Source organism: Pandoraea sp. ISTKB, from assembly GCF_001721285.1.
In the GTDB taxonomy this organism is placed as follows: Bacteria; Pseudomonadota; Gammaproteobacteria; order Burkholderiales; family Burkholderiaceae; genus Pandoraea; species Pandoraea capi.
In genome coordinates this window covers 42,400-66,914 of sequence record NZ_MAOS01000022.1, presented here as the reverse complement: position 1 = coordinate 66,914, position 24,515 = coordinate 42,400, and the positions used below count along the sequence as shown (strand labels likewise).

Below are 24,515 nucleotides of genomic sequence, written 5' to 3'. Positions count from 1 at the left end.
CGCCGTGCATCTCATCACGCCTCACGGCTTCGCGGGCACGACCTGCACCGGCGCGTTCGGGGTTTCGCCATACATCGCAGGTTCGTACATCGCTTCGACACGTGTGGGCGGCGTCGCGAACTTGCCCACGTTATTCAGACGCACGGTGTACTCGATCCGATGCTGCCCCTTCGGCAGATAGTCGTAGTACGCGCGGTAGGCGTCCTGCGCGCGCTCCTCGAACGCCGGCATCGCCCCTTCGCTCTTCTCGCCCTGCGTCGCGATCACCGAATCGCGTCCCAGTCCTCCGCCCAGCACGGTCGCGCCGCCCGGCAACGGGTCGCTCACCACGACCCAACGCATGTCCGCCTGCGCATCGATATCGAGTCGCACGCGCAACACCGCACCGCGCACGAAGCTGTCGCCCGAGCGATCAGCGGCGTCCTGCACCTGAACGCTGCGCGTTACGCGATAGCCGGCGGCGAACGGCGCCTTGAGCGGCACGGCGGCCAGACTCTGGATCGTCGCCCAAGGCTTACCCGCACCGGTTTGCTCCAGACGCAGCACATCGCGCCCGTTGTCCGCCCCGGCGGCGGCGGCGTTCGTGAGCCACGGCAACGACACCGGTGGCGGCACCGTGCCCGCCTTGAGCTTGTCCCAGTCAACACTTTGCACGCCACCGCTGGTCTGGTTGTCGCGCTGCCACTGGATCGACGTCTGCCCCGTGGGCGTATCGCGCTCAAACCGCGCCGAGAAGCGATCCACCGCGAGACCACCCCAGACATTGGCGGTCGTCGTCGACCATGCACCGCGCGATTGCAGACCCAGCAGGCCGATCACCAGACGCGGCATCTCGTCCTTCCACGCCGGGTTCGCGTTCATCAGCAATGCGAGCCGTGCGGCGTTCGTCTCAGGGCCGACCATGAGCCACCAGAGACCGTCGGTGCCTTGGGTCGAGAAGCCGACGCGCGTGCCCTGGTAAGACAGACGCGCCCGAAGGATCTGCTCGGCCTGCGCCATGCGCTCGGCCCGCTGCGGCGCGTCGGGCAGACGTTGCAGAATCGCGTACCAATCGATCACGGCAGACGTCGGCCAGTCGTTCGGCGCGATGGTGAGCGAGCCGAGCATGCGGGCGTTGGCGCGACCGTAGCGAGACAGCGCCTCGATCGCACTGAGCTTGCGCAGCGTCAGGTCGTCCCGGGGCGCCCAGAAGCGTCGCGTGAGGCGCCCTTCCACGAACGCCGTCAGACCGTCTTCCATGCGGGCGAGCGCGTCGTCCGGCAGCGCATACGACGGATCGAGCGCCTTCGCTTCGTTGCTCATCGCCAGCAGATAGGCGGTCAGCGTATCGCTGCCCTGATTCGCGAAGCCCTCCTGTGGCGGGAAATAGCTCGCGAGGCCGTCTTCGTCGAGATACGACGGCAACGTGCCCATTACCCGCTTCCACTGGGCGACGTCACGCAATCCGAGCGCCTTGGACGCCTGCTGTTCCAGACAGGCATACGGATACAGTTCGAACCAGCGTTTCACGCCCGGCAACCCTTGCGACAGACGCGGCTGCATGTTGACCCGCACCCCGCCACGCAGCTTGCCCGTGCTGTCGGCAACCGCCCCGGCGGGCGGCGCCATCGGTAGCGTCAGACTGCCTTCGACCTGCATCAGCACCGACTGCTGCACACTGGCGGGCAATGAGGGCTGAATGTCCTGGCCCACCTTGATCGCGTCGCTGGCCGCCGGTGCGCCGCCGGCGGCGGGCGCCTGCGCACTCACCTCCCACAGCACCCGCTGTGCGCGCGTGTCGGCCAGCCCGGTCGGCGCAGTGACCTCCCACGCCACCTCTCGCGATTCGCCCGCCGGCACATCGACGCGCTGCGGCGCCAACGTCAACTGCGTCGCCCGAGCCGTCAACTGCACCTGCATGGCGTGCTGCGTCGTATTGCGCACCGTGAACTGCGCACGGTAGTTGTCGCCCTCGCGCACCAGCGGGGGCAATCCCGAGATCAACTGCAGATCCTGCGTGGAGCGAATGGTGGCGGAGCCGGTGCCGAACCAGCCAAGCGCCTGCGTGCCCGGTTTGCCATCATCGGCCACCGCTACGATACGGAAGCTCGACAGCGAATCGTTGAGCGACACATCGACCGTCGCCTCGCCCTTGTCGTCGAGCACCACGCGTGGCTGCCACAACAACAAGGTATCGAACAGCTCGCGCGTCGGACTCTTGCCGCCGCCGCCACCGGCGGGCACGGCTTTACGACCGTAATGTCGACGGCCGATGATCTCCATTTGCGCGGTGGCCGTCGTCACGCTGTAGCTGCGGCGCTGCCACATGGCGTCGAGCAGATTCCAGCTGGTGTTCGGTGCCAGTTCCAGTAGCGCCTCGTCCACGGCGGCGACCGCGACTTCGGAGCCGGCGGCGACCGGCTTGCCGTCGGGCTGAGTGACCTTGATGCGCACCTTCGCGTGACCGCGTACCGGGTACGTCGGCGCATCGGGTTTCACGTCCACCGTCAAACGCTGTCCCGCCGTTCCCACGCGCAACTCAGTCAGACCGAAGCGGTAGGCAGGCTTGCCCAGATCCACGAGGCCTGTCGGCGCCTGATACTCACGGCCCTCGTACCAGAAGGCGCGGAACCACTCCAGCGGCTGCTTCCAGCCCCATTGGAAGAAGGAATACCAGGGCACCTCGTGAATACGGCCACGCACTGCCAGCACGGAGACGTAAACGTTGGGGCCCCACGTCGGATCGACCTTGAGGGAAATGTTCGGATCCTTCCCCGAGATTTCCATCGTGCGCGTCTCCATCACGCCCTCACGTTCGATGGCAACCAGCGCGGTGGCCGAACGGAACGGCATGCGCACCTGCAACTTGGCCGTCTCACCCGGCTCGTAGGCACGACGCTCCGGCAACACGTCCATGCGGTCGGTGTTGTCGCCGCCGAACCAGACTTCGCCCCGGCCCGTTACCCACACGCCCGTTGTGGACGTGGTCAGGTTGCCCTTCTCGTCCTTCGCCAGCGCGATCAGCGTGATTTCTCCCGGCTGTGACAGCGAGACGTCGCACGACAACTGGCCGCGATCATCCGTCTTGCCGCTACAGACCTTGCCGAGATCCTTGACCTCCGTGCGGTTGTCGTAAGCGTAGAACCCACCCACCATGCGCTTACGGCTGCTGGTCGTGATACGGGCTTCGGCGCGCACTTCCATCGCCACGCCAGACTTCGGCTTGCCTTGCAGATCGAGCGCCAGCGCCTTGACCGGCAGCTTGTTGGTCACCGACACCCAGCTTTCGCTGCGTACGCCCGTGATCAGATTGGCCGGCCACAGCGTGGCATTCCCACGAAGCGTCTGAATCTCCCCATTAGGGTCGGCGAAGCTGGCTTCGAGCACCAGATCACTGGGACGATCCACCTTCGGCAAATCCTTGAGCGTCAGCGTGCCTGCGCCGTTGCGGTCGAGGACCAGTCGCTGCTTGTCAGCCACCAGCTTCTGATCGCTGGAACCTGAGCTTTCGTCATTGCCCTGATCGTCGTCGTCAGCCCCCGACTGCGCCGAAGGCGGACGATAGGGCGTGAAGCTGAAATCGTCATAGCCATCGAACGTCAGGTCACGTACCCGCATGAGCGCCGAGACACGAACCGGCAGATTACCGGCCGGTCCGCCCGCCACATAATTCACCTGCACGTTCACCGGCGCTTCCGTCTTGTTGATGAGCGGCGACTTGGCCGCGTCGCGCACGCCGATGGAACCTGCCAGCACCGGCAAACGGAAAGCCTCGACACGGAAATGCCCTGCATCCAGCGATTGCGGATAGGTCTTCGGACGCGAATCGCTGTCCGAGTAGTCCAGCGTGACGGCATACTCGCCGAGCTTCGCGCCTTGGGGAATCTGGAAAGTGTTCTCTGCCAGCCGACCGTTGCGCCACGTGATGGGCTGCGTGTACGTCTGCCCGGACCCTTGGTGGGTAATCGTCAGTTGTGACGGCAAGCTCGCCGGCAGCGCCAGCCCCTGCATCGTTTCCTGACGAATGAAGTGTTTCATCGATACCGTCTCGCCTACGCGGAACAGCATGCGGTCGAACACGGTCTGCGCACGAATCGTCGGGGTGGTGCCGCCATCGGTCGGCACATGGAAGCGCCAGGGCTCGATACCACGATCCCAGTCGGACGACACGAACGCCATGTCCGGATCGTTCCCCTGCGTGCGGGCGACGACGAAATACCCGGAGCGCCCCGTCTTCTGGCAATAGCGATAACGTTCGAGCGCCTTGTCGATTTTCGCCACGCCCGTTTTGTCGGTCACGGCCGACGCCACTTCGCTGCCGTCGCAATCGAGCACGCGCACCTTGGCATTGGCGACAGGTTGGCCCTTGTCGAGCGTGGTGACCCACGCCACGGCGTTCTCACGCCCCATCTTGAAGTGCACACCCAAGTTCGTGACGAGCACCGTGGTACGCACATACATCGGCAACGACTTGCCTAACAGCGCCGCCCCCAGGGATTGCGACGCCAGCTCCACGACATAGAACCCCGGCTTCTGGAACGGAATGCCGACGACCTCGAACGGACGCGGATCCTTCTCTTTGGGCACCGGCAACGTCAGCGCCTGAACCCCGGGCAAGCCGGAGAGTAGCGACAGGCTTCGCGTGTCATAGCGCGTGACCTTGTCTTCAACGATGACTGCGGCGTTGGGGCCGAACGTGTCCTTGGCCGCAGGCGCGCTCAAGATCGACGGCATCTCTTGCGCAATCTGCTTGCGCGTCATCGTGGTCTCGTCGAAGCGTCGTACGCGCGACATCCACGTCATGACGTCGGCGTCATCGTCCACCCGCAGTTGCAGCGTCCGTCCGTTCGCACCCTCGCCCGCCACGCCCAGTCCATTGATCTGTAGCGCCGGCTCGACCTTACGTAGCGTGACAGGCAGCATCGGCGGCATGCCCGGCTCGGCAAATCGCTCCACGATGCCGAAGGGCGCCGCCGCAAATTTGGCCAGCGGCGGCATCGTCGCCGTCCGGGTCTTCAACGGGAATTCACTCGCGTTATCGAGCGCGCGACCGCTGTCATCCACGAAGCCCTTCGGCAACGAAATCGTCAGCTCGGCCTTCTCCGGGAACGGCGCCTCGAAGGTGATGCCGCTCACGCTCGACGAACGATCCGAATCGTCAAGCTTGGGCGAACGCTCTGCGTCTGCGCCTTGCAGGCGGATCTTGGTCACCATGTCGCGCGCGACCGGCGAACTGAACGACAGACGCAGCGGACGCAACGGCGTGCACGGCGCATTGGCGTTCTCACGCTCACAACTGAAGCTCGCGGTGAACGGCTCGCGAACCTCATATTCGAAGCGGCGTGCCTGCCGAGTCGCAACGCCTGACGGCGTCGCAATCCCGGCGCCCCAGACCAGATGCATCTTCGCACCCGCCGCGAGCGTGCGATTGCATTGCAGCATCACCACGCGCGACGCTTGCTTGTCGAGATTGAATCGCTTGAGCAGCGCCGTGCGCGTATCGCCTTCGATCCACTTCACGCCGAGACGCTCGCCTACCCCTTCGGTCTCGCACCACGCGTTCTGACGCACACTGGCCGGATCGGCCGTACCGTTGAGCGTGAGAATGAAGATCTGGTTTTCGTCGATGGGACCGTACGACGGGCGGATGGACGAGACGGCCGGCCCCCCGGTATTGAATGCGTATTTCGTAGTGCCTGAGAGTGCCGTACCCGACACGGCGGAAAGACCGCTGCGCATCTCGACGGCGCATTTCGCCCCCGGTGGCAGCGCGTCTTTGAAGTCATAGACCCAGATCTTGGGTTCGAGCCAGTGGCCATCGCCCGTGAGCGTGGCGTCCGAGCATCGGACGGTGGCAGGCGCTGTCGCCCGAGGGTCGCCGGCTGGCACAATCGCTTCGTCGAACTTCACGACGACCTGATTCACACTGGCAACTTCGCCCTGCGGGCTGACGCTCACGACGCGCGCGGCCTGCGCCGGCGACACCGTAACCATTCCTAGACAAAGCGCCGCCCACGCCAACGGCGCAGCCGGCCAGACGCGTTGCGTTCGGCTATGCATGCCGGACTCCTCCCGGGTTCTGGTGAGGCGATTCTAACCCGCGGTCCTTGGCATTTCGAACCGTTTCCCAACAGAATCAGGGCGGAAATCGATATTTGGGATGGGATACCCGCCTCGCTCGGAAACGTCTGATCGATCCTCTCGGAATTCGTCTCAATCGTCGTATCGATGTCGCGACAATCGTGGCTGCGAAAGCCGCCTATGTCACACTGGCGTCTTTCCGTATTCGCCGCGTGCGTCACACATGTCCGTCGCCTTTCTCCATCCCAAGAAGAACGCGCTGGTCTATCTGGTGAAGATCCTCAGCGGCTCGCTGATCGTCTGGTTTGGCCTGCGTGCAGCAGGCTTTCCCGAACCCTACTGGGCGATGATCTCGCTCATCATCGTGACTGAGCCGGATCCATTGCAGGCACGCAGCAACTTCAAGGCGCGCTCGATCAACACGATTACCGGTGCGATCGTGGCGTGTATCGTTTTGCTGGTGATGGGGCCGGGACTGGCGGCGATGCTCGTGGGAATCACGATCGCCACGCTGGCCGCGATGCTGGTGCAGAACTATCCGGCGAACTGGCGACTCGGACCGGCCACGGTGGTGATTCTGATGTCGGCGGCGCTCAGCGGACAGGGGCAAGGCCTGCACGAAGAACTGAGCCTCGCCATGCTGCGCGTGATTGAAGTGCTGGTCGGCTCCACCGTCGCACTCATTCAGTCGCTGATTTACGGACGCTACGTGAAGCCCCTGCTGATGCCGGAGGACTAACGGTCCGCTGTGCCCCGAAAAGCGAGGCGGCGAGTGCCGCCTGCGCTCAGCGCTGCGCCGGCCGGTTATTCGACAGGTAGCTCAGCGGCAATGCGTTGCTGCGCTTGAAGGCGCTCAGCACGATGTTCGAGCGCACGTTCTCCACGCCCGGCACCTGCATCAGCCGCTTCATGACAAATGCCGACAAGGCGTTCAGATCCGGAACGACGATCCTCAGCAGGTAATCGGCCTCGCCGACCACCGCGTGACATTCGAGCACCTCGGGCAGCAGATCGATTTCTGCCTGGAATCGCTCGATGACCTGATCGCCATGGTGCTGCAAGCGCAGCGTCGTGAAAGCCGTTACCGCCAGGCCCAGCGCCTCGGGCCGCAATACCACGCGATACCCCTCGATGACCCCTGCGGCTTCTAGCCGTTGCAGGCGTCGACCGATCTGCGACGCCGACAACGCCACATGCTCCGCCAACTGATGATGGGTGGCCCGTCCTTCCTTCTGCAAGGCGTCCAGAAGGGCCAAATCGAAGCTATCCAGATCAAGCATGACGATTCTCCGCAATAAATCACATTTTTATGCGAAATTTATGCAAACGACTTTCACCACAGGCGCATTATGCGCCCATTTCGCGTGACATGCGCAATACACTTTCAAACATTGTCATCGCTTGATTGAGTCGTTCGTATCATGTCCCTTACCGCCATGCTCCAGGAGCAATTCGACGCAGGTCTCTCGACCCGCCCCGACTTCACCATCGATCAACCCGTCGAACAGTACGGCGCGGTCGATCATGCGGTGTGGCAGCAACTCTACGAACGCCAGACGGCCATGTTGCCCGGCCGCGTCTGCGATGCTTTCATGGATGGCATTCGTGCTCTGGACATGGACGCGCGACGTGTGCCCGAGTTCGAACGCCTGAACGAAAAACTGATGGCGGCAACCGGCTGGCGGGTCGTGGCGGTACCCGGACTCGTGCCGGATGACGTCTTCTTCGACCACCTCGCCAATCGGCGTTTCCCGGCCACATGGTGGATGCGTCGCCCCGACCAGCTCGATTACCTTCAGGAACCCGACTGCTTCCACGACGTGTTCGGTCACGTGCCGCTGCTTGCCAATCCGGTGTTTGCCGACTTCATGCAAGCGTACGGCAAAGCCGGCACGCTCGCGCAATCGCTCGGTGCGCTGCCGCTGCTGGCGCGCCTGTACTGGTACACCGTCGAATTCGGTTTGATGCGCGACGGCGACGGGCTTCGCATTTATGGCGCGGGCATCGTCTCGAGCCGGGGCGAAACCGAATTCTCGCTGACGTCGCGCGAGCCGAATCGCATCGGGTTCTCGCTCGAACGGGTGCTGCGCACGCAATACCGCATCGACACCTTCCAGCAGACGTACTTCGTGATCGACGACTTTGCTCAGTTGTTCGACGCCATGCGTGCCGATCTGCCTGCACTGTTCAAGGCGTTTGCCGCACAGCCGTCGTTCGAGGCCAACGCGCGTCGGCCGGACGACGCGCGGATTCTGCTGCCGGCATGATGGCATGGCCCGTAGCGTTCCGGGTCATCGCATCCAAAAACGTCCATCGACCGTATTCAGCGCACCCTCGACAGCGCCTGAACGTACTTTTTCCGGTTTGGCACGCGCTATCGGAAAGCGCTGACACACGTGCACCGCCAGCCTGTGGAACAATGGTCGAGTCTCACAGTGCCTTGAAAGGAATGCCATGACAACACGACTCACATCCGAGGAACGCGCCACGCTGGCCGAAGTGCTGCCCGAGTGGCACCAGGTGGTCGGCCGCGACGCCATCCAGCGCAGCTTCACGTTTCACGACTTCAACGAAGCGTTCGGCTTCATGACGCAAGTCGCGCTCAAAGCGGAAAAGATGGACCATCACCCGGAGTGGTTCAACGTCTACAACCGCGTGGACATCACCCTATCGACCCATGATGCCGAAGGCCTGACCGAGCGCGACGTCAAGCTGGCACTGGCCATCGACCAGTTTGCCGGCGACCGGACGTCGCGCTGATCCTTCCTGTCGCGCTCCTTCCCTCACGCGCTCAGCGCTTCGGCGCGAGCAGCGTGCCGCGACAGGCCTTGCTGCCACAGTGGCAGGCGTATTCGCGTTTGAGCTTTTTGGTGTAGCGGGCGTCGATCACCAGACCGTAGTCGTAAAACAGTTCTTCGCCCGCTTCGATATCGCGCATCGCATAGATGTAGACGCGCTCCCCTTCCTCCCGCGCCTCGCAGTTCGGCGCGCAGGCGTGGTTGATCCAGCGTGCATTGTTGCCGTCGACCTTACCGTCGATACAGCGGCCGTCTTCCAGGCTGAAATAAAAGGTGTGCGTCGGATGATCCGGATCGTGGGGATGGCGACGCAACGCCTCGCGCCACGAAATGATCTCGCCCTTGTACTCGATCACGCGATCCCCTTTCTTGAGTCGCTTGATCGCATACACACCCTTTCCGTGGACGCCTGACTTCCTGACTTCGATTCTGCGCTTGGCTGCCATCTCTATGCGATGAGGTTTCGTGGATGCAAAAAAGCGCAGTGTACAGGCACGCGACGGTCATGTGCGTGACAGCCCCTGACGAAAAAAAACGTCACCCGGTCGTGGATGACGTTCTCCCCCTGATTCGCGCCGCTCAGGCATCGTGCCCGAGCGTGCCAATGCCAACCCGTCGCTCAGCTCTTGCTGTAGAGCTTCCAGACTTTGTTGCGCGTGGCGATTGAAGCTTCGACATGCGCATTGCAATCGAGCGCGAGTCGCGAATCGTCGTACGTGGTGTTGAAATGATTGCAGTGATAGGTGCCTTTGCCACGCGCCGACATCTCGAAGTGCTCGCACGTCAGACACATGCGCTGCTGTGGCATATCGCCGCGAATTTCCGCCGTGGAGATGAGCTTGACGAGCATGCGGTACAGCTGTGCCCGATCTTTTTCGCTCAGCAGATCGGCGGCCGTCGTCACGAAGCTCGCCCATTGCGATGCCCGCTTGGCGGACGTTCGGCCTTTCGCGGTCAGACGCAGCGCCAGCGCACGACCGTCGTTGGCGTCCCGGCGCTTTTCGACGAGTCCCTTGCTCTCGAGCGTACTCACGGCCTCACTGACCGTGGCCGATGTCAGGGCGGCGTCTTCCGCGATCTCGCCCAATCGCATCGGCACGCCGCGCATGAGCAGGAGCGTGAGAATCTCACCCTGCGTCGGCGTCAATCCAGACAGTGCCGCGCCTTCCCAGGCGTGGCTCCGTAACGCAGTTCCCATGCGCAACAAACCTGCCGTTACGCGCTTGGAGAGCGCTTCATCAAGTGGGGTCGGGGTAGCCATGATTTTCGTTAGGATTTCTAAAAACTATACGTCGATAAAACAGCTTGTCAAATGAACTCACGGGCGGTGCATCACACGTCTCTACCTTGTGCATCGTATATTTTGGCGCCCCGCCCGGGGGAAACCCTAAGCTACTTCCGTGTCGATACTCGACGGCGAGTCGCTGTTGAACGCGCCGCCCCACCACGATTCCATTGTGTGTTCTGAGTTTAATTTTGGCGTATCAGTTCTTGTACTGATCTCCCAAATCCTACTCATGATGTTTACAAAATATTGGTGTCCTGTGCACTTGCGCGGCACAGCGACGCACCGAAAAAATCATTTCGCATCCCATGCGAATTACACCGCTCACTGAATTGGTGTAACGCATCGCGGCGCATCGAAGCGCGTCGTACCCCGCACCAATTCTCAACTGTCTCGCAAAGCCTCACCTGACGCGGCTCGTAGCCCTTAGCGATGCATTTCGTGAGCGCAACGTCCCCGTTACGTCCCCAATGAAAATCTCTTGATATTCGAGACATCCGCGCGTTTCGAGCGATGCGACGAATGCTCGCAGACCATCCTGCGTTTCGGACAGAACGCAAATGATTTGAAACACAACCGCCGGTCGTCAGTCGTCGGCAGTCGCATCGCGTGAGAAAAAAGGGAAAGAACTGATCGGCGAGTCCGAAAGCAGCCGCTTCGGGACTCGCGAATTGAGAAATTTGACGGTACGGACGCTGTCGCTCGTTACGGTCAGCAAAACCAACATCATTCACTTCTTACACCACGTATGGCAGGTCGGGAAAACAACGTGGCGCGATTGTAGCCGCGAACCGGTCAACCAGTCCGAGAACGTCAAAATTATCCACAAAACCGTGTTTTCGGGGGTGTCTTGCACAATATTTAGGCGCCTGTGGATAACTTTCTGGATAAGTTATCGGACTAGTTGTGCATGGGTTCGGGATAAGTCGCGAATCTTTCCACAGGGGTCAAAATCTGTTCAGAGTTGTTCTTCGAATACCCGCTGTTTGTCCATCCAGTTCTCAATCCGGCAACTTCCTGTTTACACAACGTTAACTGTGGTTATCCACAGGAGTTGGCTGCCTTTGTTAACTACTACTATGTATACATACAGTAAACCTATTAAAACCTTAAAACCTTGCTACGAGCGACGCAAAAACGGCAAAACCCTGTCGTCCTGAACAGTGGAAAACGCAGCGCTTGCGATGCGTGATCTGTCCCACTGAAGTCCTCGGGAAAGGGCTGTGATCGGGCAATACCCGCGAGAGCGGCACGAAACGGATGCGAATCCCGTGGAGTGCCGCACAACCAGCCGGCGGCGTCACCGCAGACGACAACACCGGAAAACGCTCGACACAAACCCTCCAGGCAAGAAAAAACCCCGCCAAGGCGGGGTTTCGTCACACCGATCGCCTAACGACCGGTATCGGGCTACAAAGCACGTTCAGGGGGTGCCGCCCATCGCAGGCATTGCTGCCGGACCATCTCATTGAGCGATTTGGCGTCGGCATGAACCTCACGCAGCCACACGGCGTCGTTTTTACCGGACGCCACCAACTGGCGAATCTCCTCACATGCACCTTCGGCTTCAAGCGCCGCTGCATGCGGTTTGATGAGCTCCAGCGTCTTGGTAATGTGATCGCCGAGCATCGACCGCTCACCGGTCTGCGGATCCACGTAAGCGCCTTCCAGACCGAACCGGCAGGCTTCGAAGCGGTTGAACGTGTAAACCAGATAATCGTCTTCGCTGAGCTCGAACGGACGCTCGTTGAGCAGATAGCGGGCCAGAGACTGGATATAACAGGCGATAGCGGCCGCGCGACCTACTGACAAGGGGGTATCCATCACCCGGACCTCGATCGTCCCAAAACCCGGTTTAGGACGAATATCCCAGTAGAAGTCCTTCATGCTCTCGACAACGCCCGTCTTCACCATCTTGTCGAAATACGTCTCGAAATCCGACCACTTAAGCACGAACGGTGCGCGACCCGACAGCGGGAAGGCGAAAACGGAGTTCAGACGGGCTGAGTGGAAGCCGGTGTCCACCCCCTGCACGTACGGCGACGAGGCCGACAGCGCGATGAAATGGGGGATGTAACGCGACATGGCGTGCAGGAGGTACAACGCGCTGTCCGGATCGGGGCAACCGATGTGAACGTGCTGGCCGAAAACGGTGAACTGCTTGGCCAGATAGCCATAGAGTTCGGACAGAAAGTGAAAGCGCGGCGAATCGTAGATCGTCCGCTCGCTCCAGCGCTGAAACGCGTGGGTACCGCCGCCGCACAACCCGACGTTGAGCTGCTCGCTCGCGGCCACCAGCACGTCGCGCACGCGCGTGAGCTGGGAGACCGCGTCGCTGTGGTGATGACAGATGTCGGTCGATAGCTCGATCATGCTTTCTGTCATTTCCGGCTTGATATCGCCCGGATGCGACTCCTTGGCGACCAGCCGCATGACGTCAGCCGCCGCCTTGGTCAGATCGTAATCGTGACGATTGACGATCTGCATCTCCAGCTCCACCCCGAAGGTGCAGGGCTTCGAGGGAATGAATGCTTCTAATGACATGGCTTAATCCTTCCGTTCACCGACAAGGGCCAATGCCCAATAGACCACCAGCGGGCCGGCCAGTTGCAGCAACGCGATGGTGCACATCACCACGGCCTTGAGCATCGGGTCGAACTGCGGATAGATGTCGTACGTGTCGGCAACGAGTACGAACGCGAGACTGGCCATCGGGCACAACGACAACCCGAGCGCGATGGCCTGCTTGTAACTGATACCGGCCTGATGGGCGACGGCCACCGTGCCCACGACCTTGGCTACGCCGCGAACGATGATGATCGCCAGCGCCGCCAACCCGCCGAGTACCAGGTATTCCCATTGAAACGCCAGCGACGTCAGCACGAACAGCACCACGGCGAGTAGCCATCCGGCCGTGCCGAAGTACGCCGGCCACAGTTGCGGGCGCTCATCCAGATTCCGGAAGATGATCCCGGCGAGCAGCAGCGTGAGCGAGTTCGGCAGCTTGAGCATGTGCACCAGCGCGACCATCAGCATGATCAGGCCGATGAGCATCACGAAGGCGTGATGGTCCTGGCTACCGAACTTGCGAAAGACCAGATTACAGGCCTTGGCCAGCACGAACGCCAGCACGATCGAGCCGATGAGCAGGTAGAGCGGATGGAACAGCACGACCCAGAAGCTGGAGTGATAGGCCTGGTGCATCCAGCCGTAGACCAGCTTGACGGCCACGACCGCATACACGCTGTTAAGCGCCGCTAGCGCCAGCAGACGCTCCGTCACCTGCCCCTCGGCACGCAACTCGTTCTTCAACTGGATCACGACCGCAGGCGACGTCGCCATGCTGATGGACGCGATAAGGACCGCCGTGAGCGGCGACACGCTGAAGACACGCAAGACCGCGTAGACCGCGATGAAGGTGAGCAAAGCTTCCAGCGCACTCGTGACGATGATCCAGGGATTGGCCCGCATCCATTTCAGGTTCAGGCGGCTGCCCAGTTCGAACAGCAGCAGGCCAAGCGCTAGGTCGATCAGCAGCCGGATGGCCGCGCTCGTTTGCGCGTCCAGCATGGAAGACAGACCCAGGGTGCCACCGACCAGCCCGACCACGGCGTAACCGGTGATGCGCGGCAGGCGCAGTCTCCGGAAACAGATTTCCCCGGCGAGACCGGCAAATACCAATGCCAGCCCGGCGAAGAAAACGGGATCGGGCGCCGGCGGCCAGCCCGGAAAAAGGGACAGTTCCGACGTCATTAATGCTCGCTTTGCGCCGCTTGACGGCGCATCAAGTGGTGAAAAGGAAAGAAAGTCGCGCGCGGGGTTGCAGATGAAGGACAAATGCGCGACGGACCCGAAGGGTTGGGGTCATTTTGCCACACTCGGTTTTTACGCCCTTCAAACGGTCGTCGAGATGGCCGGAGGCCCGCCGTACGGGCATGTCGGGGGAGTACGTCGCGGGAAGTCGGCCCCCGGCGCTGCGAACCCGGGATGTCGACAGTATTCGAGCCCCTGATAATGCCGGGGGAGCCAGAAAGTACGGGGGCAAGCGCCGGTAGGGCGCGCCGCCCCCGCATGGGGCGGGCTTTGTACCGCTATAGGGTCAGATTCAATTTATCGAGACGGTCCATCGTTTTCAGAAAATGGACGTGTTGAGCCGTAGCGCTACCGCTTCGACAGGGCGCGAATAACGGCCTGAACGGGGTTTCGTCTGATGATCCTGGCGAGAACTTAGCCAAAAGGCCGCAGGCCTTGGAGACAACGCCATCCCGGGCATTCGGCGCCTAAGGTGTCTCAGGCCTTTCGCAGCGCCCGCATGAGATAGCGTGCCGGATCAATGGCGTCGGCCAGATCGCTGCCGATCGGCCACGGTTCGCCTTCGATCTGGCTGGCGACGAGCTCCGCGCACAGCGACGCGAACACCAGCCCGCGAGAACCGAACGCAAAGCTGGCGTACAGGCCGTCCAACCGTGGCAGATCCCGCAGATGTCCCCCGGACAGACGTCGCCGCAGCGGCTCGATGGCCGCGACATCCGGTAGTTGTCCCGCCATCGGCAGACGATCCGGGACCAGTGCCCGGAAGGCCGTGCGTCCGCCCAGCTCGGCGGCAGCGCTTTCACTGGCGAGTCCGTCGTCGCCAAAGGCCGCTGCGTGTGCGGGCAGCAAGGCGGCTAGCCGACGCAGGTTGGCCTGATGATCGGCGAGCCGGACTTCCTCGGCGGGATCGTCGAACCCGTAGGTCGCCCCGGTGATAGGACCGGCGCCGCCCAGCAGCGATGGCGCGACATAACCGTCGCCACAAACCGGTACACGAAGCTCGGGCAGCGCGTCGGGCGGCAGGAACGTCAGTTGCCCGCGAACCCGTCTGACTGGCAAGTACGTCGGGTCGAGATACGGCGCCAGCAGCTTTTGCGAGAGGTCGGCAGCCGTCACGATCGCCACATCGGCGGTGGTCAGTTCGCGTCCGGTGTCGTCGAACGCCGTCCAGCGGCCGTCCTCGCGTCGCGCCAGCCGTTCGACGCTCACGCCATAGCGCGCGTCCAGCGACGGCCCTGACGCCACCAGCTCGGCGCGGCACAACATGGCCGGGGCGAGCCAGCCGCCTTCCGGATACCACACTCCGCCGTGGGCCAGCGTTTCTCCGGCGAGCGCCGACGCTTGCGCCACGTCGACCCACTTCGCATACGCTTCCGGATACGCGTGAGCTTCCATGACCTGCTGCAACGCCTGCGCCTCAGTGTCGGTCGTGGCGACCTGAAGCAGGCCGTCGGCGTGTCCGGGCAGGCCGCCCGGGAGCGTTCGCCATTGCGAGAGCGCGTAGAGGAAACCGGCGCGCGTCAGGCGCGACAGCACGTTGTCATCGGCGGAGAGTTGCGGATGGAAGACGCCCGCGGGATTGCCAGACGCCGCCGTCCCCGGGGCTTGCGCCCGCTCGAAGAGCCGAACGCGCCAGCCGCGCGCGATGAGGCGTCGCGCCATCGCTGCCCCGGCCATCCCCGCGCCGACGACGATCGCTTCACGCGTGTGCTGCGCCCGTGGCACGGGGGCAGCAGGCGGATCGTAACGGCGCATGCGGTACGGCGGCGCATAGGGCCCGGCGAGCATCGAGCGTTTTGGCCCGTACCCGTGATGACGGATGACCTGAAAGCCTGCGGCGATCAGATCGCGTCGGACCTGCCCGACGGCGGTGTATGTCGCCAGCGTCGCTCCATCGCGCGCCAGCCGACCGAGCGACTTGAATATCTCCGGCGTCCAGATGTCGGGGTTCCGTGACGGGGAGAAGCCGTCGAGATAGAAGGCGTCCGCCCCCACGCGCAGCGACGGCAACAGATCGGTCGCGTCGCCGAACCCCACGCTCAGCACTACGCCCGGGGCGAGTTCCAGCCGGTGCCAGCCAGCAACCGGCAAAGGCCACACGTCGCACAGCCGTTGCACCAGCGGCGCGAGTTCCGTCATGCCGGGCTGCACGAGCATCGGTTCGAGCGTGCGGCGCAGATCCAGCGGACGGAACGGATATTTCTCCACGGACACGAAGTGCAGCTGTGCGGGACGTTGGGGATCGTCGCGCCAGGCCGCCCATGTCGCGAGGAAATTCAGGCCCAGACCGAAACCGGTCTCGACGATCACGAATTGCTCGCGCCCCCGCCAGCGCTCAGGCAAGCCATTGCCACCGAGAAAGACGTACCGCGCCTGGCCGAGCGCACCGCCCGTACTGTGATAGACGTCTTCGAAGGCGTCTGAATACGGGGTGCCGTCTTCCGTCGTGGACGGCTGCGCCGGTGTGATCGGGACGCTGCCCGGACGGCGGCTCATTCGCTTCCCCGCTCTTCGGTGACGATTTCGATCAGCCCCGGCAGCGACACCACGCCCAGCCACTCGCCGTCGGCGCCCGTCACGGGGACCCAGTCGGCGTGCATCTTGCCCACCGAGCGCAACGCGCTGACCAGCGCCATGTCGCCGTCGAGCGCCTTGCAGGGTGTGACGATCTCCGTCCAAAGTTCGGGTTTGCCTGTCGCCTGACGTCGCCACCAACTGGCGGCGTCGAGTGTGCCGATCAGACGGCCATCCTGCGCGCGCACCACGAGGTTGCGGTAGCCGGTGTCGACGAAGCGCTCGCCAATGGCATCCGAGCTGTCGGCGGCGCTCACGACGGCATCGTTATCCTTGTTATCCACGGCCAGCGACGAGAGCCGCATCTCGCTGCCCTCGCCCGTCATCGACAACCAGCGGCCAGCCACCTGATTGCGACGCAGCGACTTCGCGTAGACCGAGTCGGCGCGCAGCGTGTGCGCCGTCAGATAGGCGGTCACGCAGGCCAGCATGAGCGGCAGGACGACCTGATAACTTAGCGTCATCTCGAAGATCATCAGAATCGACATCAGGGGGGCGTACGTCGTGGCCGCAAGAAACGCCCCCATACCAACGACCGCGTAACTGCTCGCCACCGACGCCGTTGCCGGGGCAAGAGCGTTCATCGCGATGCCGTAAAGGCTGCCGAGGGCAGCGCCGACGAAGAGCGTGGGCGTGAAGACCCCGCCGACCGCCCCGGACCCGGCGGACGACGCCGTCGCCAGCACCTTGAACACCAGCACCATTGCGAGCGCCTGCCAGGCCCAATGCGTGTGCAGGATCGAGTTCACCACGCTGTAGCCGTTGCCCCAGACCTGCGGCACTTGCAACGAGAGCACGCCCACGATCAGGCCGCCGAGCGCGAGCCTCAGGAACAGCGGGATGGGCAACGCCCCGAAGCGCGCCTTGGCGGTGTCGAGCAGGCGCAGGAACAACGGTGCGAGCACGCCGGCCAGCACGCCGAGGCCCATGTAGAACAGGACTTCCCAGCCGGAGACGAAGTCGAAGCGCGGCATTTGATAGACCGCGTCGTAGCCGAGGAACTGGCGGATGACGATGTTGGCGATGACCGATGCGACGACCAGCGGCCCGAGCGTTGCCGTCGAAATGGAGCCGTAGACGATCTCGGAGATGAACAACGCGCCCGCAATCGGCGCGTTGTAGGCAGACGTGATACCGGCGGTGGCGCCGCAAGCGACCAGCAGACGCAGGCGCTCGGGCGGGAACGCCAGGATGCGTCCGACGAGTGAGGCGAACATCGCGGCGAGCTGCACCATCGGCCCTTCCCGGCCGATCGATGCCCCGGACGCGACCGAGCACAGCGACGACAGGCTCTTGACTAGCGTTTGCCGCAGACTGAGCACGCCCGTGCCGATGGCGATCGCCTCCATATAGTCGTCGGAGCCCTTCTTGGGCACCCACAGCGAGGCGTACTGAAGAATCAGGCCGGCGACGAGCCCGCCGGCGGTCGGTAGCAGCAGACGCTGCCACCAGTTGAGGTCCTGCGCCAGCTCGACCATGCCGCTGTGGTGTCCGGCGAGCAGAAATTGCAGACCCGAGAGCGCCTCACGGAACGCGACGGTCGCCAACGCCCCCAGCAGTCCGACGATGCCGGCCAGCAGCAACGTGATTTGCAAGGTGTTCGGCGCGAATTGACGTCGCACCCACACGACGACGGGCAATTTGGCCCAGGCGGACACGGCTGACACGGATAGGAGGCGGTTGTTGTCGTAGTGGGCCTCATGGTATCGACCGACGCCTTTTTTTGAAAGCGCACCGCCGGACGATCAAATTGACCGCAGAAACTGAATAATGCTCAGGTAAGGCATTTTTCGTCGGAGTATCGTTGCGGTTTCGGCGCATCGTCCGATGTCGATTTGCTGTCGTTGATTCGTGGTCGATTTTGGCCTTACCGGATTGCCCCGATTTTTCACGTCAGGTGGATTTTGGAGATCCCCCAAAACACGGCCGAGCGACGGCCAATTTCTGAACATGATTCAGATAAAGGTAAATTTCGAGGCCTGAAGCGGGTTTGTGAGAGGGCTTTGGGCGCTATGGCGGACGTACCGCCCTTCAGCCAGGCCGCTGGTGGCATGGCGCTTGTTCGCGGCCTGACGCCGGTACCCCCCCGATTTGCCCATCCTCCGTACGAATCCGGTGACGGTGTGCCTTTCCGGCTTTGGGTATTGCGAGTCATCGCCCACCCGGCCCCTCATGGACACCTTCAACGCCCCATCACATCGCTGGTCACATTCCACGCGGTGAAATAGAATGGCGCGCAATCAAATTGGAACTCAAGCGTAATACCCGAATGGTAGTTAGCAAAAAGGCCGCACAAAAATCGCCCGTGCGTCTGGAAGATCAACTGGGCTTCGCGTTGTACTCGGCATCGCTGGCGATGACAAAGGCTCACAAGCCGATGCTCGACAGACTGGGTCTGACCTACTCGCAATACCTCGCTATGGTCGTGCTCTGGGAGCAGGACGATATCGCCGTCAATCAGTTGGGCGCGCGTCTCGGTCTCGACTCGGGCACGCTCACGCCATTGCTGAAAAGACTGGAAATCATGGGACTTTTGACGCGTCGTCGTGGCGAAGAGGATGAGCGTCAGGTGTTCATCGACCTGACGCCGCGTGGCGTGAGTCTGCGTCGTGAGGCGCGTCAGGTGCCGGCGCAAATTCAAGCAACCACGGGGCAATCCGATACCGCGCAAAAGACGCTGCGCAACCTGCTTCTGCAATTGCGCGATACGCTCACCGACGTCTGAGAAAAAGAAAACGCGCGCTTCCATACGGAAAAGCGCGCGTCATTCAGTTGTGCGCAATCTAATGCGCCATCGTCGACAACTCAGTGTGCGGGCACGAGCATTTCCATCCCGTCGATTTTCTCCACGGTGTAACCGGCATCACGCCAAGCATCCAGTCCGCCGAGCAACGGGCGCACTTCCGCAAACCCCTGCTGACGCAGTTGCTGGGCCAATTTGGCGGCCGTCACCTCGTTGGGACAGGCGCAGAACACCACGATGCGGCGATCGCGAGGGATATCCCGCAGTTTCTCGGTGATTTCGTCCGGTTCGATGGCCAGCGCCCCCGGAATCGTGAACGGATCGACGGCGCGGCGTGCGGCGGAGCGCACGTCGATCACGACCGGCGTGATCTCGTCCTTCATCCAGCCTTCTAGCGTCTGTACGCCGATACGGGCCATGCGCAGCGAACGCAGCAGGCGGTAACGGTTCAGCCAGCGATTGAGCAGGTACAGCGCGAAGACCAGCACCACCAGCCACAGCACGCCACGACCGAGCGTGTCGAACGCATCGAGCACGGCCACGATGTGCGACGCGAAGCCCACACCGAGCGCCACGGCGACACCCGACCAGAGCACCGCGCCAATGGCGTCGTACAGCAGGAAGGTGCGCCACGACACGCCGAGCGCCCCGGCCATCGGCACCGACAGCGCCGAAAGCCCCGGCACGAAGCGGGCAAACATCAGCACGCGCACGCCGTGACGTCCGATCGCCCCTTCCGTGCGGCTCACACAGGTGTCCGGCGAGATGGACAGACGGCACATCAGACGCAGGATGTGGTGACCGTAGCGACGTCCGGCGAGGAACCAGAGCGCGTCGCCGAGCAATGCGGCGAAGACCGCAAGGGCGATGATCAGCAGCGGCGAGAACAGCGACGTCGATGCCGTCACGATGAGCGTGGGATAGGCCGGCAGCGGCAGCCCCAGCGCCTGTCCGAAGATATTCAGGAAGACGAGCCAGAGCCCGAAGCGGGCGATCATATCGAACAACATGCCGGGTACCTGTTGGCGGATGAGGGTTGGCCGAAGCGTGGCCGCAGACGACGAACGCGCGCCAGTCGGCGCGCAATGTTGCATGTTACTGCCGGGCTGTGACGGCCAGAAGCCGTGAAGCCGAAAAGTATTGTTGCTTTTCTGGAACGATCGCCTCAAAAGCGGCGGTGACCTGCCCCAATCGTCCCGATAGCGCGCGATTCGGCGACCCCAATGACGCACCCGACCCAAAGGCACGGCCGGCGAGCGTTCAGCCGGTCATTGACGCGCCATCAGTGCCCCATCGCCGCCGACGCCCCCCGCTTCGGCCTGGTCAGCCAGACGAGCGCGGCCATCGCGAGGAAAACGTACCCCGACAAATGGAAGATGTCGTTCGTCGCCAGCATGAAGGACTGGCGTGTCACCAGGTCGTTGAGCATGCCCAGATCGGCGCCGTTCGCCAGCCCCAGCCCCTGGCGCAACTGATCGAGGTAGCTCGTCGTGGCATCCGAATACGGGGTGACGTGTTCGGCGAGCCGCGCGTGATGGTAGATGGCGCGGTCCTCCCACATCGTCGTGCTGACCGCCGTGCCGATGGCGCCCGAAAGCGTACGGAAGAAGTTCGACAGACCGGAGGCGGCCGCCAGGCGGTCGTCCGAAATGCTGGAGAGCGTGATGGTCGTGACCGGCACGAAGAAGCAGGCGATCCCGATGCCTTGCACCAGCCGTGGCTCGATGACCTTCGCAAACGACAGATTCAGCGCGAAATGCGAGTTCCAGAACGACACCCCGGCAAAGACGAAGAACGCGAACGACGCCACCGCCCGCAAATTCAGCCGGTTCATGTTTTGCCCGATGATCGGCGACAGTACGAGCGCCAGCAGACCCACGGGCGCTGTCGCCAGCCCGGCCTTGCCGGCGGTGTAGTCCATCACCGTTTGCAGCCATAGCGGGAAGATCACGACCGATGCGAAGAACGTCATGAAGCCGAACGAAATCACCACGACGCCGAGCGCAAAGTTGCGATCCTTGAAGAGTGTGAGGTCGACGATCGGTTTGTCCGACGTCAGCTCCCACAAGATCAGGAACGACAGGCAGATCGCGGCGGTAATCGCTAGCGTGACGATCAGACTGTTGTTGAACCAGTCGCGGTCCTTGCCGAGGTCGAGCATCATCTGCAACGAGCCGACGCCGATGGCCAGTAACGCAAGTCCGATCAGATCGATGGGCAGCTTCTGCGTCCTGGTTTCATGACCGCGCAGCAGGAGAAAGCATGAGATTGCCGAAAACAGGCCGACGGGCACGTTGATGTAGAAGATCCACGGCCACGTGTAGTTGTCCGTGATCCAGCCGCCGACCACGGGACCGAAAATCGGCGCGACGATCACCGTCATCGCCCATAACCCGAGCGCCAGCCCGCGTTTCTTCTCGGGGAAGCTGCGCAGCAGAATGGTCTGCGAGAGCGGCACCATCGGGCCGGACACAAGCCCTTGCAGCAGACGAAAGAAGACGAGCGACTCCATGTTGGGCGCAAGGCCGCACAGCATCGACGCAATCGTGAAGGCCGTGACCGAGAGCACGAACAGTTTCGCTTCTCCCACGCGCCTTGCGAGCCATCCGGTCAGTGGCACGGCAATGGCGGCGGCCACCGCGTAGGAGCTGATCACCCACGTCCCCTGACTGTTCGAGACGCCGACACTCCCGGCAATGGTCGGCACGGCAACGTTCGCGATGGAGGTGTCGAGCACTTCCATGAACGTTCCGAGCGCGAGCCCGACGGTCAGAATGGCCAGTCGCCCGCCGGTGAGCGGTGCACCGGTCGGTGCGGCGGCGGAGGTTGCGGTGGCAGCGTCTGCCATGTGATGCGTCTCCCTGAAATGACGGCCGGCGCCTGTGGCACCGCACGATCGATGTCTTTCCCGGATGGTGCCGCACATCCCGCGCGTTGTGCGACGCAGGTTTGGAAGCGAGTCTCTAAATCGTCAGGATGCGCTCGTAACTGTCTCGCAACTCGTCACGTCTTGCGTGAATCACGCGTCCCGTAAGGGTTTGCGGCCGGGGCGGTTCATGGGCTGAGCGACGGCCGCGGCGATTCGTCCGGAAGGGCCGAACGCCAGACGGTTTTACCTCTTGACGCCGTAGGGGCGGCAGGATTGAATCGCCCGTAGCGCCCGACGTTTGCCATGCTGCGTCGCTGTCCACGGGTGCTGTCGTCACGCCGTCCGTTGTCTCGCAGGCTCAAATAAGAAACTCTCGTCCCTTCGCCCAACGGCGGTCCGGCGAAAAGAAAAACCACAGGATAAGCCCATGCAGCCAGGTAGCGTCGTTCCCCTTTATTACAGCGAGTTCCTTGTCCTGCTGTCCTTCGTGATATCGGCGCTGGGTGCCTATGTCGCGCTGGTGGCCGCGTCGCGGATTCGCGATGAGGACGGACGTATCAGCGCCGGCTATGTCATCGTGGCGGCGTTCGCGCTCGGGGGCATCGGTATCTGGGGCATGCATTTCATCGGCATGGCCGCGCAACGCATGCCCTTCCCCGTCACCTATTCGCTCTGGCCTACGCTGGGTAGTCTCGTGCTGGCAGTGATCGTCTCCGGACTGGCGCTCTGGTACGTCGCGCGGGCGCCGTATCGAAACGCACTGCAATGCGCCGTTGGCGGCGTGGGTGCGGGTCTGGGCGTTGCGGGCATGCATTATCTCGGCATGAGTGCGGTGCGCACGCAGGCGTACTTCGAATGGGATACGACGATCATCGCGCTCTCGGTGCTCATCGCCATCGTGGCGGCGAGCGTGGCGCTGTGGCTGGCGTTCCATCTGGAGACCAGCCTGCAACGTGCGCTGGCGGCGCTGGTCATGGCGGTGGCCGTGTGCGGGATGCATTACACCGGCATGCGCGCGGGCACGATCATCTGCACAGCGGAGACACGCGCGCAGGTCAGTTTGCGCTTGCAGGGCGATACGCTGCCGTACGGGGTGTTCGTGATCGCGTGTGTGGTGCTGATGGCGATGGCCGTGCTGCTGTATCGCACTTCGCGCAAGCGGCGCGAACGCATGGCGGCGCGTCTGGACGCACTGATGCGTCAACGGGCGGGACACGTCTGACCGGTCGCGGTTACGTGTAAGACATCTCGCGGAATTCGGAATTGGCGTACGGCATGCGTTGAACGAACGCATTGCGCGTCGCCGCAAAACAAAACGCCGGCCCCTCGTAAGATGGGCCGGCGTTTTGTTGGGTCAGGCTTTCAGAGCGTCTGACGACGCTGCACCACGATCAGTGCAGAATCGGGCTTCCGCTGATGGGCATGACATCGCCTGTTTCGATCAGGTCGACGATATCGAACGGTTCAGTGTTGAGTTCGCGCGACGCGCCGGGTTGGCCGGCGTACCACTTAACCATCGCCATGTGACCCAGCACACGGGTCACGATGCCAACGGCACCACGCGGCACTGCGATGTGATTGGATTTGACGATCGATCCGACTTGCACTTGAGCCTCCTGCGAATGACGAGAAACCGATGCGCCGACCGGCCGGCCGGTGCATCGTCATCCGACTATACCGTATTGCGTTGACGGCATTACCGATTTCTCGGGTGAGGTCTCGAAAAAGCCCTCCGGTTGCCCGCCGTGATGCTCAGCCAGCACGCGGTAATGCGGCCCGCGCGGCGTGCGTACCGAATGGACTAGCACATAGCCATCGCACTGCCAGACCAGCGGCGGCGGAGACAGATCGGAGGGTGCACGGCGCGCGTGACGCAACAAGGAGATGTGCGGACGAAACGCTTGCGTCACGACGCGTGCGCCGGTCGCTCGCCACTGCGAGAGCAGCGCGTCGCGTGTGGCGAGGAGATTGTCCGGCACGCTCGGCGCGCCTGCCCAGACGATCTTTCGGTCGGACCAGTAACCGAGATGATCGAACGTCAGCGTGAATGGATCGAGCGGCGTGCGCTGCATGAGCCCGAGCAACACTGGCAGACGTGCGGGGTCGACCTCGTCGAGGAATGCGAGCGTCAGATGCAAGGTCTGGGCGCGAAGTACGCGTCCGCCGCATTCCGCATGGGCCGACCGGGCCCAGTCGTGAAGCTGCGCACGCACGCCCGGCCCGGGCCACAAGGCAAGGAAGAGTCGCATGAGAACACCAGGGAGTGGATCCTGCTGATGATTCTCATAGTAGGCGGGAGATCCGGCGAATTCCAGCCGGACAAACGGCAGTGGATCGGCGCGATGGATTGTGCCGGCGTTGTGCAGGCGCCGG

General features: G+C 62.8%; 17 protein-coding genes. 5 read left to right on the top strand and 12 right to left on the bottom strand.

Translation table 11 applies throughout. The features are described from left to right. Window positions 1–21: 21 nt before the first annotated feature. Entirely contained in the window at window positions 22–6,039 is a 6,018-nt protein-coding gene (locus A9762_RS05770) for an MG2 domain-containing protein (RefSeq protein WP_069341083.1), read from the bottom strand. 244 nt (window positions 6,040–6,283) lie between these two features. Here A9762_RS05770 and A9762_RS05765 point away from each other — a divergent pair, with 244 nt between their 5' ends. After that, window positions 6,284–6,799, top strand: a complete 516-nt coding sequence (locus A9762_RS05765) for an FUSC family protein (protein WP_069341082.1) — start codon at window positions 6,284–6,286, stop codon at window positions 6,797–6,799. Window positions 6,800–6,845: 46 nt separating this feature from the next. On the opposite strand, the gene A9762_RS05760 is transcribed toward A9762_RS05765, so the two are convergent. Next, complete coding sequence (locus A9762_RS05760; protein WP_069341081.1) at window positions 6,846–7,340, bottom strand: Lrp/AsnC family transcriptional regulator; 495 nt, start codon at window positions 7,338–7,340, stop codon at window positions 6,846–6,848. 141 nt (window positions 7,341–7,481) lie between these two features. Here A9762_RS05760 and phhA point away from each other — a divergent pair, with 141 nt between their 5' ends. Together phhA and A9762_RS05750 are read left to right on the top strand one after the other, a co-directional pair. Next, window positions 7,482–8,327 carry a phenylalanine 4-monooxygenase gene (phhA, locus tag A9762_RS05755; RefSeq protein ID WP_069341080.1) on the top strand — a complete coding sequence of 282 codons (846 nt, stop codon included), beginning with the start codon at window positions 7,482–7,484 and terminating at the stop codon, window positions 8,325–8,327. 187 nt (window positions 8,328–8,514) lie between these two features. Beyond that, window positions 8,515–8,820, top strand: coding sequence for a 4a-hydroxytetrahydrobiopterin dehydratase (locus A9762_RS05750; RefSeq protein ID WP_069341079.1), 306 nt, complete (start codon window positions 8,515–8,517; stop codon window positions 8,818–8,820). Window positions 8,821–8,851: 31 nt separating this feature from the next. Here the strand turns inward: A9762_RS05750 and A9762_RS05745 are convergent, their stop codons facing one another. The 6 genes from A9762_RS05745 to A9762_RS05720 form a co-directional block, all read right to left on the bottom strand. Next, entirely contained in the window at window positions 8,852–9,304 is a 453-nt protein-coding gene (locus A9762_RS05745; RefSeq protein WP_069341078.1) for an SET domain-containing protein, read from the bottom strand. Window positions 9,305–9,477: 173 nt separating this feature from the next. Beyond that, a complete protein-coding gene (locus A9762_RS05740) occupies window positions 9,478–10,119 on the bottom strand; it encodes a MarR family winged helix-turn-helix transcriptional regulator (protein WP_069341077.1) in 642 nt (213 codons plus the stop codon). A 1,434-nt stretch (window positions 10,120–11,553) separates the two neighbouring features. Next, the gene (locus A9762_RS05735; protein WP_069341076.1) at window positions 11,554–12,687 is read right to left on the bottom strand and encodes a YbdK family carboxylate-amine ligase; all 1,134 of its coding nucleotides are present in this window, start codon (window positions 12,685–12,687) and stop codon (window positions 11,554–11,556) included. Between the two features lie 3 nt (window positions 12,688–12,690). Then, on the bottom strand, window positions 12,691–13,896 hold the full coding sequence (locus A9762_RS05730; protein WP_069341075.1) for a cation:proton antiporter: 1,206 nt from the start codon (window positions 13,894–13,896) through the stop codon (window positions 12,691–12,693). A 537-nt stretch (window positions 13,897–14,433) separates the two neighbouring features. Next, complete coding sequence (mnmC, locus tag A9762_RS05725; RefSeq protein WP_069341074.1) at window positions 14,434–16,452, bottom strand: bifunctional tRNA (5-methylaminomethyl-2-thiouridine)(34)-methyltransferase MnmD/FAD-dependent 5-carboxymethylaminomethyl-2-thiouridine(34) oxidoreductase MnmC; 2,019 nt, start codon at window positions 16,450–16,452, stop codon at window positions 14,434–14,436. After that, window positions 16,449–18,152 carry a ClcB-like voltage-gated chloride channel protein gene (locus tag A9762_RS05720; RefSeq protein WP_371442490.1) on the bottom strand — a complete coding sequence of 568 codons (1,704 nt, stop codon included), beginning with the start codon at window positions 18,150–18,152 and terminating at the stop codon, window positions 16,449–16,451. The genes mnmC and A9762_RS05720 overlap by 4 nt, the downstream gene beginning before the upstream one ends. 647 nt (window positions 18,153–18,799) lie before the next feature. Here A9762_RS05720 and A9762_RS05715 point away from each other — a divergent pair. After that, window positions 18,800–19,255 (top strand): MarR family winged helix-turn-helix transcriptional regulator, encoded by a 456-nt coding sequence (locus A9762_RS05715; RefSeq protein ID WP_069341073.1) that lies wholly within the window; start codon window positions 18,800–18,802, stop codon window positions 19,253–19,255. Between the two features lie 80 nt (window positions 19,256–19,335). Here the strand turns inward: A9762_RS05715 and A9762_RS05710 are convergent, their stop codons facing one another. Together A9762_RS05710 and A9762_RS05705 are read right to left on the bottom strand one after the other, a co-directional pair. Further along, window positions 19,336–20,283 (bottom strand): DedA family protein/thiosulfate sulfurtransferase GlpE, encoded by a 948-nt coding sequence (locus A9762_RS05710; protein WP_069341072.1) that lies wholly within the window; start codon window positions 20,281–20,283, stop codon window positions 19,336–19,338. 272 nt (window positions 20,284–20,555) lie between these two features. After that, window positions 20,556–22,121, bottom strand: coding sequence for a DHA2 family efflux MFS transporter permease subunit (locus tag A9762_RS05705; protein WP_069341071.1), 1,566 nt, complete (start codon window positions 22,119–22,121; stop codon window positions 20,556–20,558). Between the two features lie 448 nt (window positions 22,122–22,569). On the opposite strand from A9762_RS05705, the gene A9762_RS05700 reads away from it, so the two are divergent. Then, on the top strand, window positions 22,570–23,364 hold the full coding sequence (locus A9762_RS05700) for an MHYT domain-containing protein (protein ID WP_069341070.1): 795 nt from the start codon (window positions 22,570–22,572) through the stop codon (window positions 23,362–23,364). A gap of 169 nt (window positions 23,365–23,533) precedes the next feature. On the opposite strand, the gene A9762_RS05695 is transcribed toward A9762_RS05700, so the two are convergent. Together A9762_RS05695 and thpR are read right to left on the bottom strand one after the other, a co-directional pair. Then, a complete protein-coding gene (locus A9762_RS05695; protein WP_069341069.1) occupies window positions 23,534–23,749 on the bottom strand; it encodes a hypothetical protein in 216 nt (71 codons plus the stop codon). A gap of 57 nt (window positions 23,750–23,806) precedes the next feature. After that, a complete protein-coding gene (gene thpR / locus A9762_RS05690) occupies window positions 23,807–24,391 on the bottom strand; it encodes an RNA 2',3'-cyclic phosphodiesterase (RefSeq protein WP_069341068.1) in 585 nt (194 codons plus the stop codon). Window positions 24,392–24,515: the final 124 nt, after the last annotated feature.

What these genes read in the sequence shown, in the direction of transcription:
- A9762_RS05770 (WP_069341083.1), bottom strand. Translation starts at nt 6,039, where the DNA reads ATGCATAGCCGAACGCAACGCGTCTGGCCGGCTGCGCCGTTGGCGTGG.
- A9762_RS05765 (WP_069341082.1), top strand. Translation starts at nt 6,284, where the DNA reads ATGTCCGTCGCCTTTCTCCATCCCAAGAAGAACGCGCTGGTCTATCTG.
- A9762_RS05760 (WP_069341081.1), bottom strand. Translation starts at nt 7,340, where the DNA reads ATGCTTGATCTGGATAGCTTCGATTTGGCCCTTCTGGACGCCTTGCAG.
- phhA (WP_069341080.1), top strand. Translation starts at nt 7,482, where the DNA reads ATGTCCCTTACCGCCATGCTCCAGGAGCAATTCGACGCAGGTCTCTCG.
- A9762_RS05750 (WP_069341079.1), top strand. Translation starts at nt 8,515, where the DNA reads ATGACAACACGACTCACATCCGAGGAACGCGCCACGCTGGCCGAAGTG.
- A9762_RS05745 (WP_069341078.1), bottom strand. Translation starts at nt 9,304, where the DNA reads ATGGCAGCCAAGCGCAGAATCGAAGTCAGGAAGTCAGGCGTCCACGGA.
- A9762_RS05740 (WP_069341077.1), bottom strand. Translation starts at nt 10,119, where the DNA reads ATGGCTACCCCGACCCCACTTGATGAAGCGCTCTCCAAGCGCGTAACG.
- A9762_RS05735 (WP_069341076.1), bottom strand. Translation starts at nt 12,687, where the DNA reads ATGTCATTAGAAGCATTCATTCCCTCGAAGCCCTGCACCTTCGGGGTG.
- A9762_RS05730 (WP_069341075.1), bottom strand. Translation starts at nt 13,896, where the DNA reads ATGACGTCGGAACTGTCCCTTTTTCCGGGCTGGCCGCCGGCGCCCGAT.
- mnmC (WP_069341074.1), bottom strand. Translation starts at nt 16,452, where the DNA reads ATGAGCCGCCGTCCGGGCAGCGTCCCGATCACACCGGCGCAGCCGTCC.
- A9762_RS05715 (WP_069341073.1), top strand. Translation starts at nt 18,800, where the DNA reads ATGGTAGTTAGCAAAAAGGCCGCACAAAAATCGCCCGTGCGTCTGGAA.
- A9762_RS05710 (WP_069341072.1), bottom strand. Translation starts at nt 20,283, where the DNA reads ATGTTGTTCGATATGATCGCCCGCTTCGGGCTCTGGCTCGTCTTCCTG.
- A9762_RS05705 (WP_069341071.1), bottom strand. Translation starts at nt 22,121, where the DNA reads ATGGCAGACGCTGCCACCGCAACCTCCGCCGCCGCACCGACCGGTGCA.
- A9762_RS05700 (WP_069341070.1), top strand. Translation starts at nt 22,570, where the DNA reads ATGCAGCCAGGTAGCGTCGTTCCCCTTTATTACAGCGAGTTCCTTGTC.
- thpR (WP_069341068.1), bottom strand. Translation starts at nt 24,391, where the DNA reads ATGCGACTCTTCCTTGCCTTGTGGCCCGGGCCGGGCGTGCGTGCGCAG.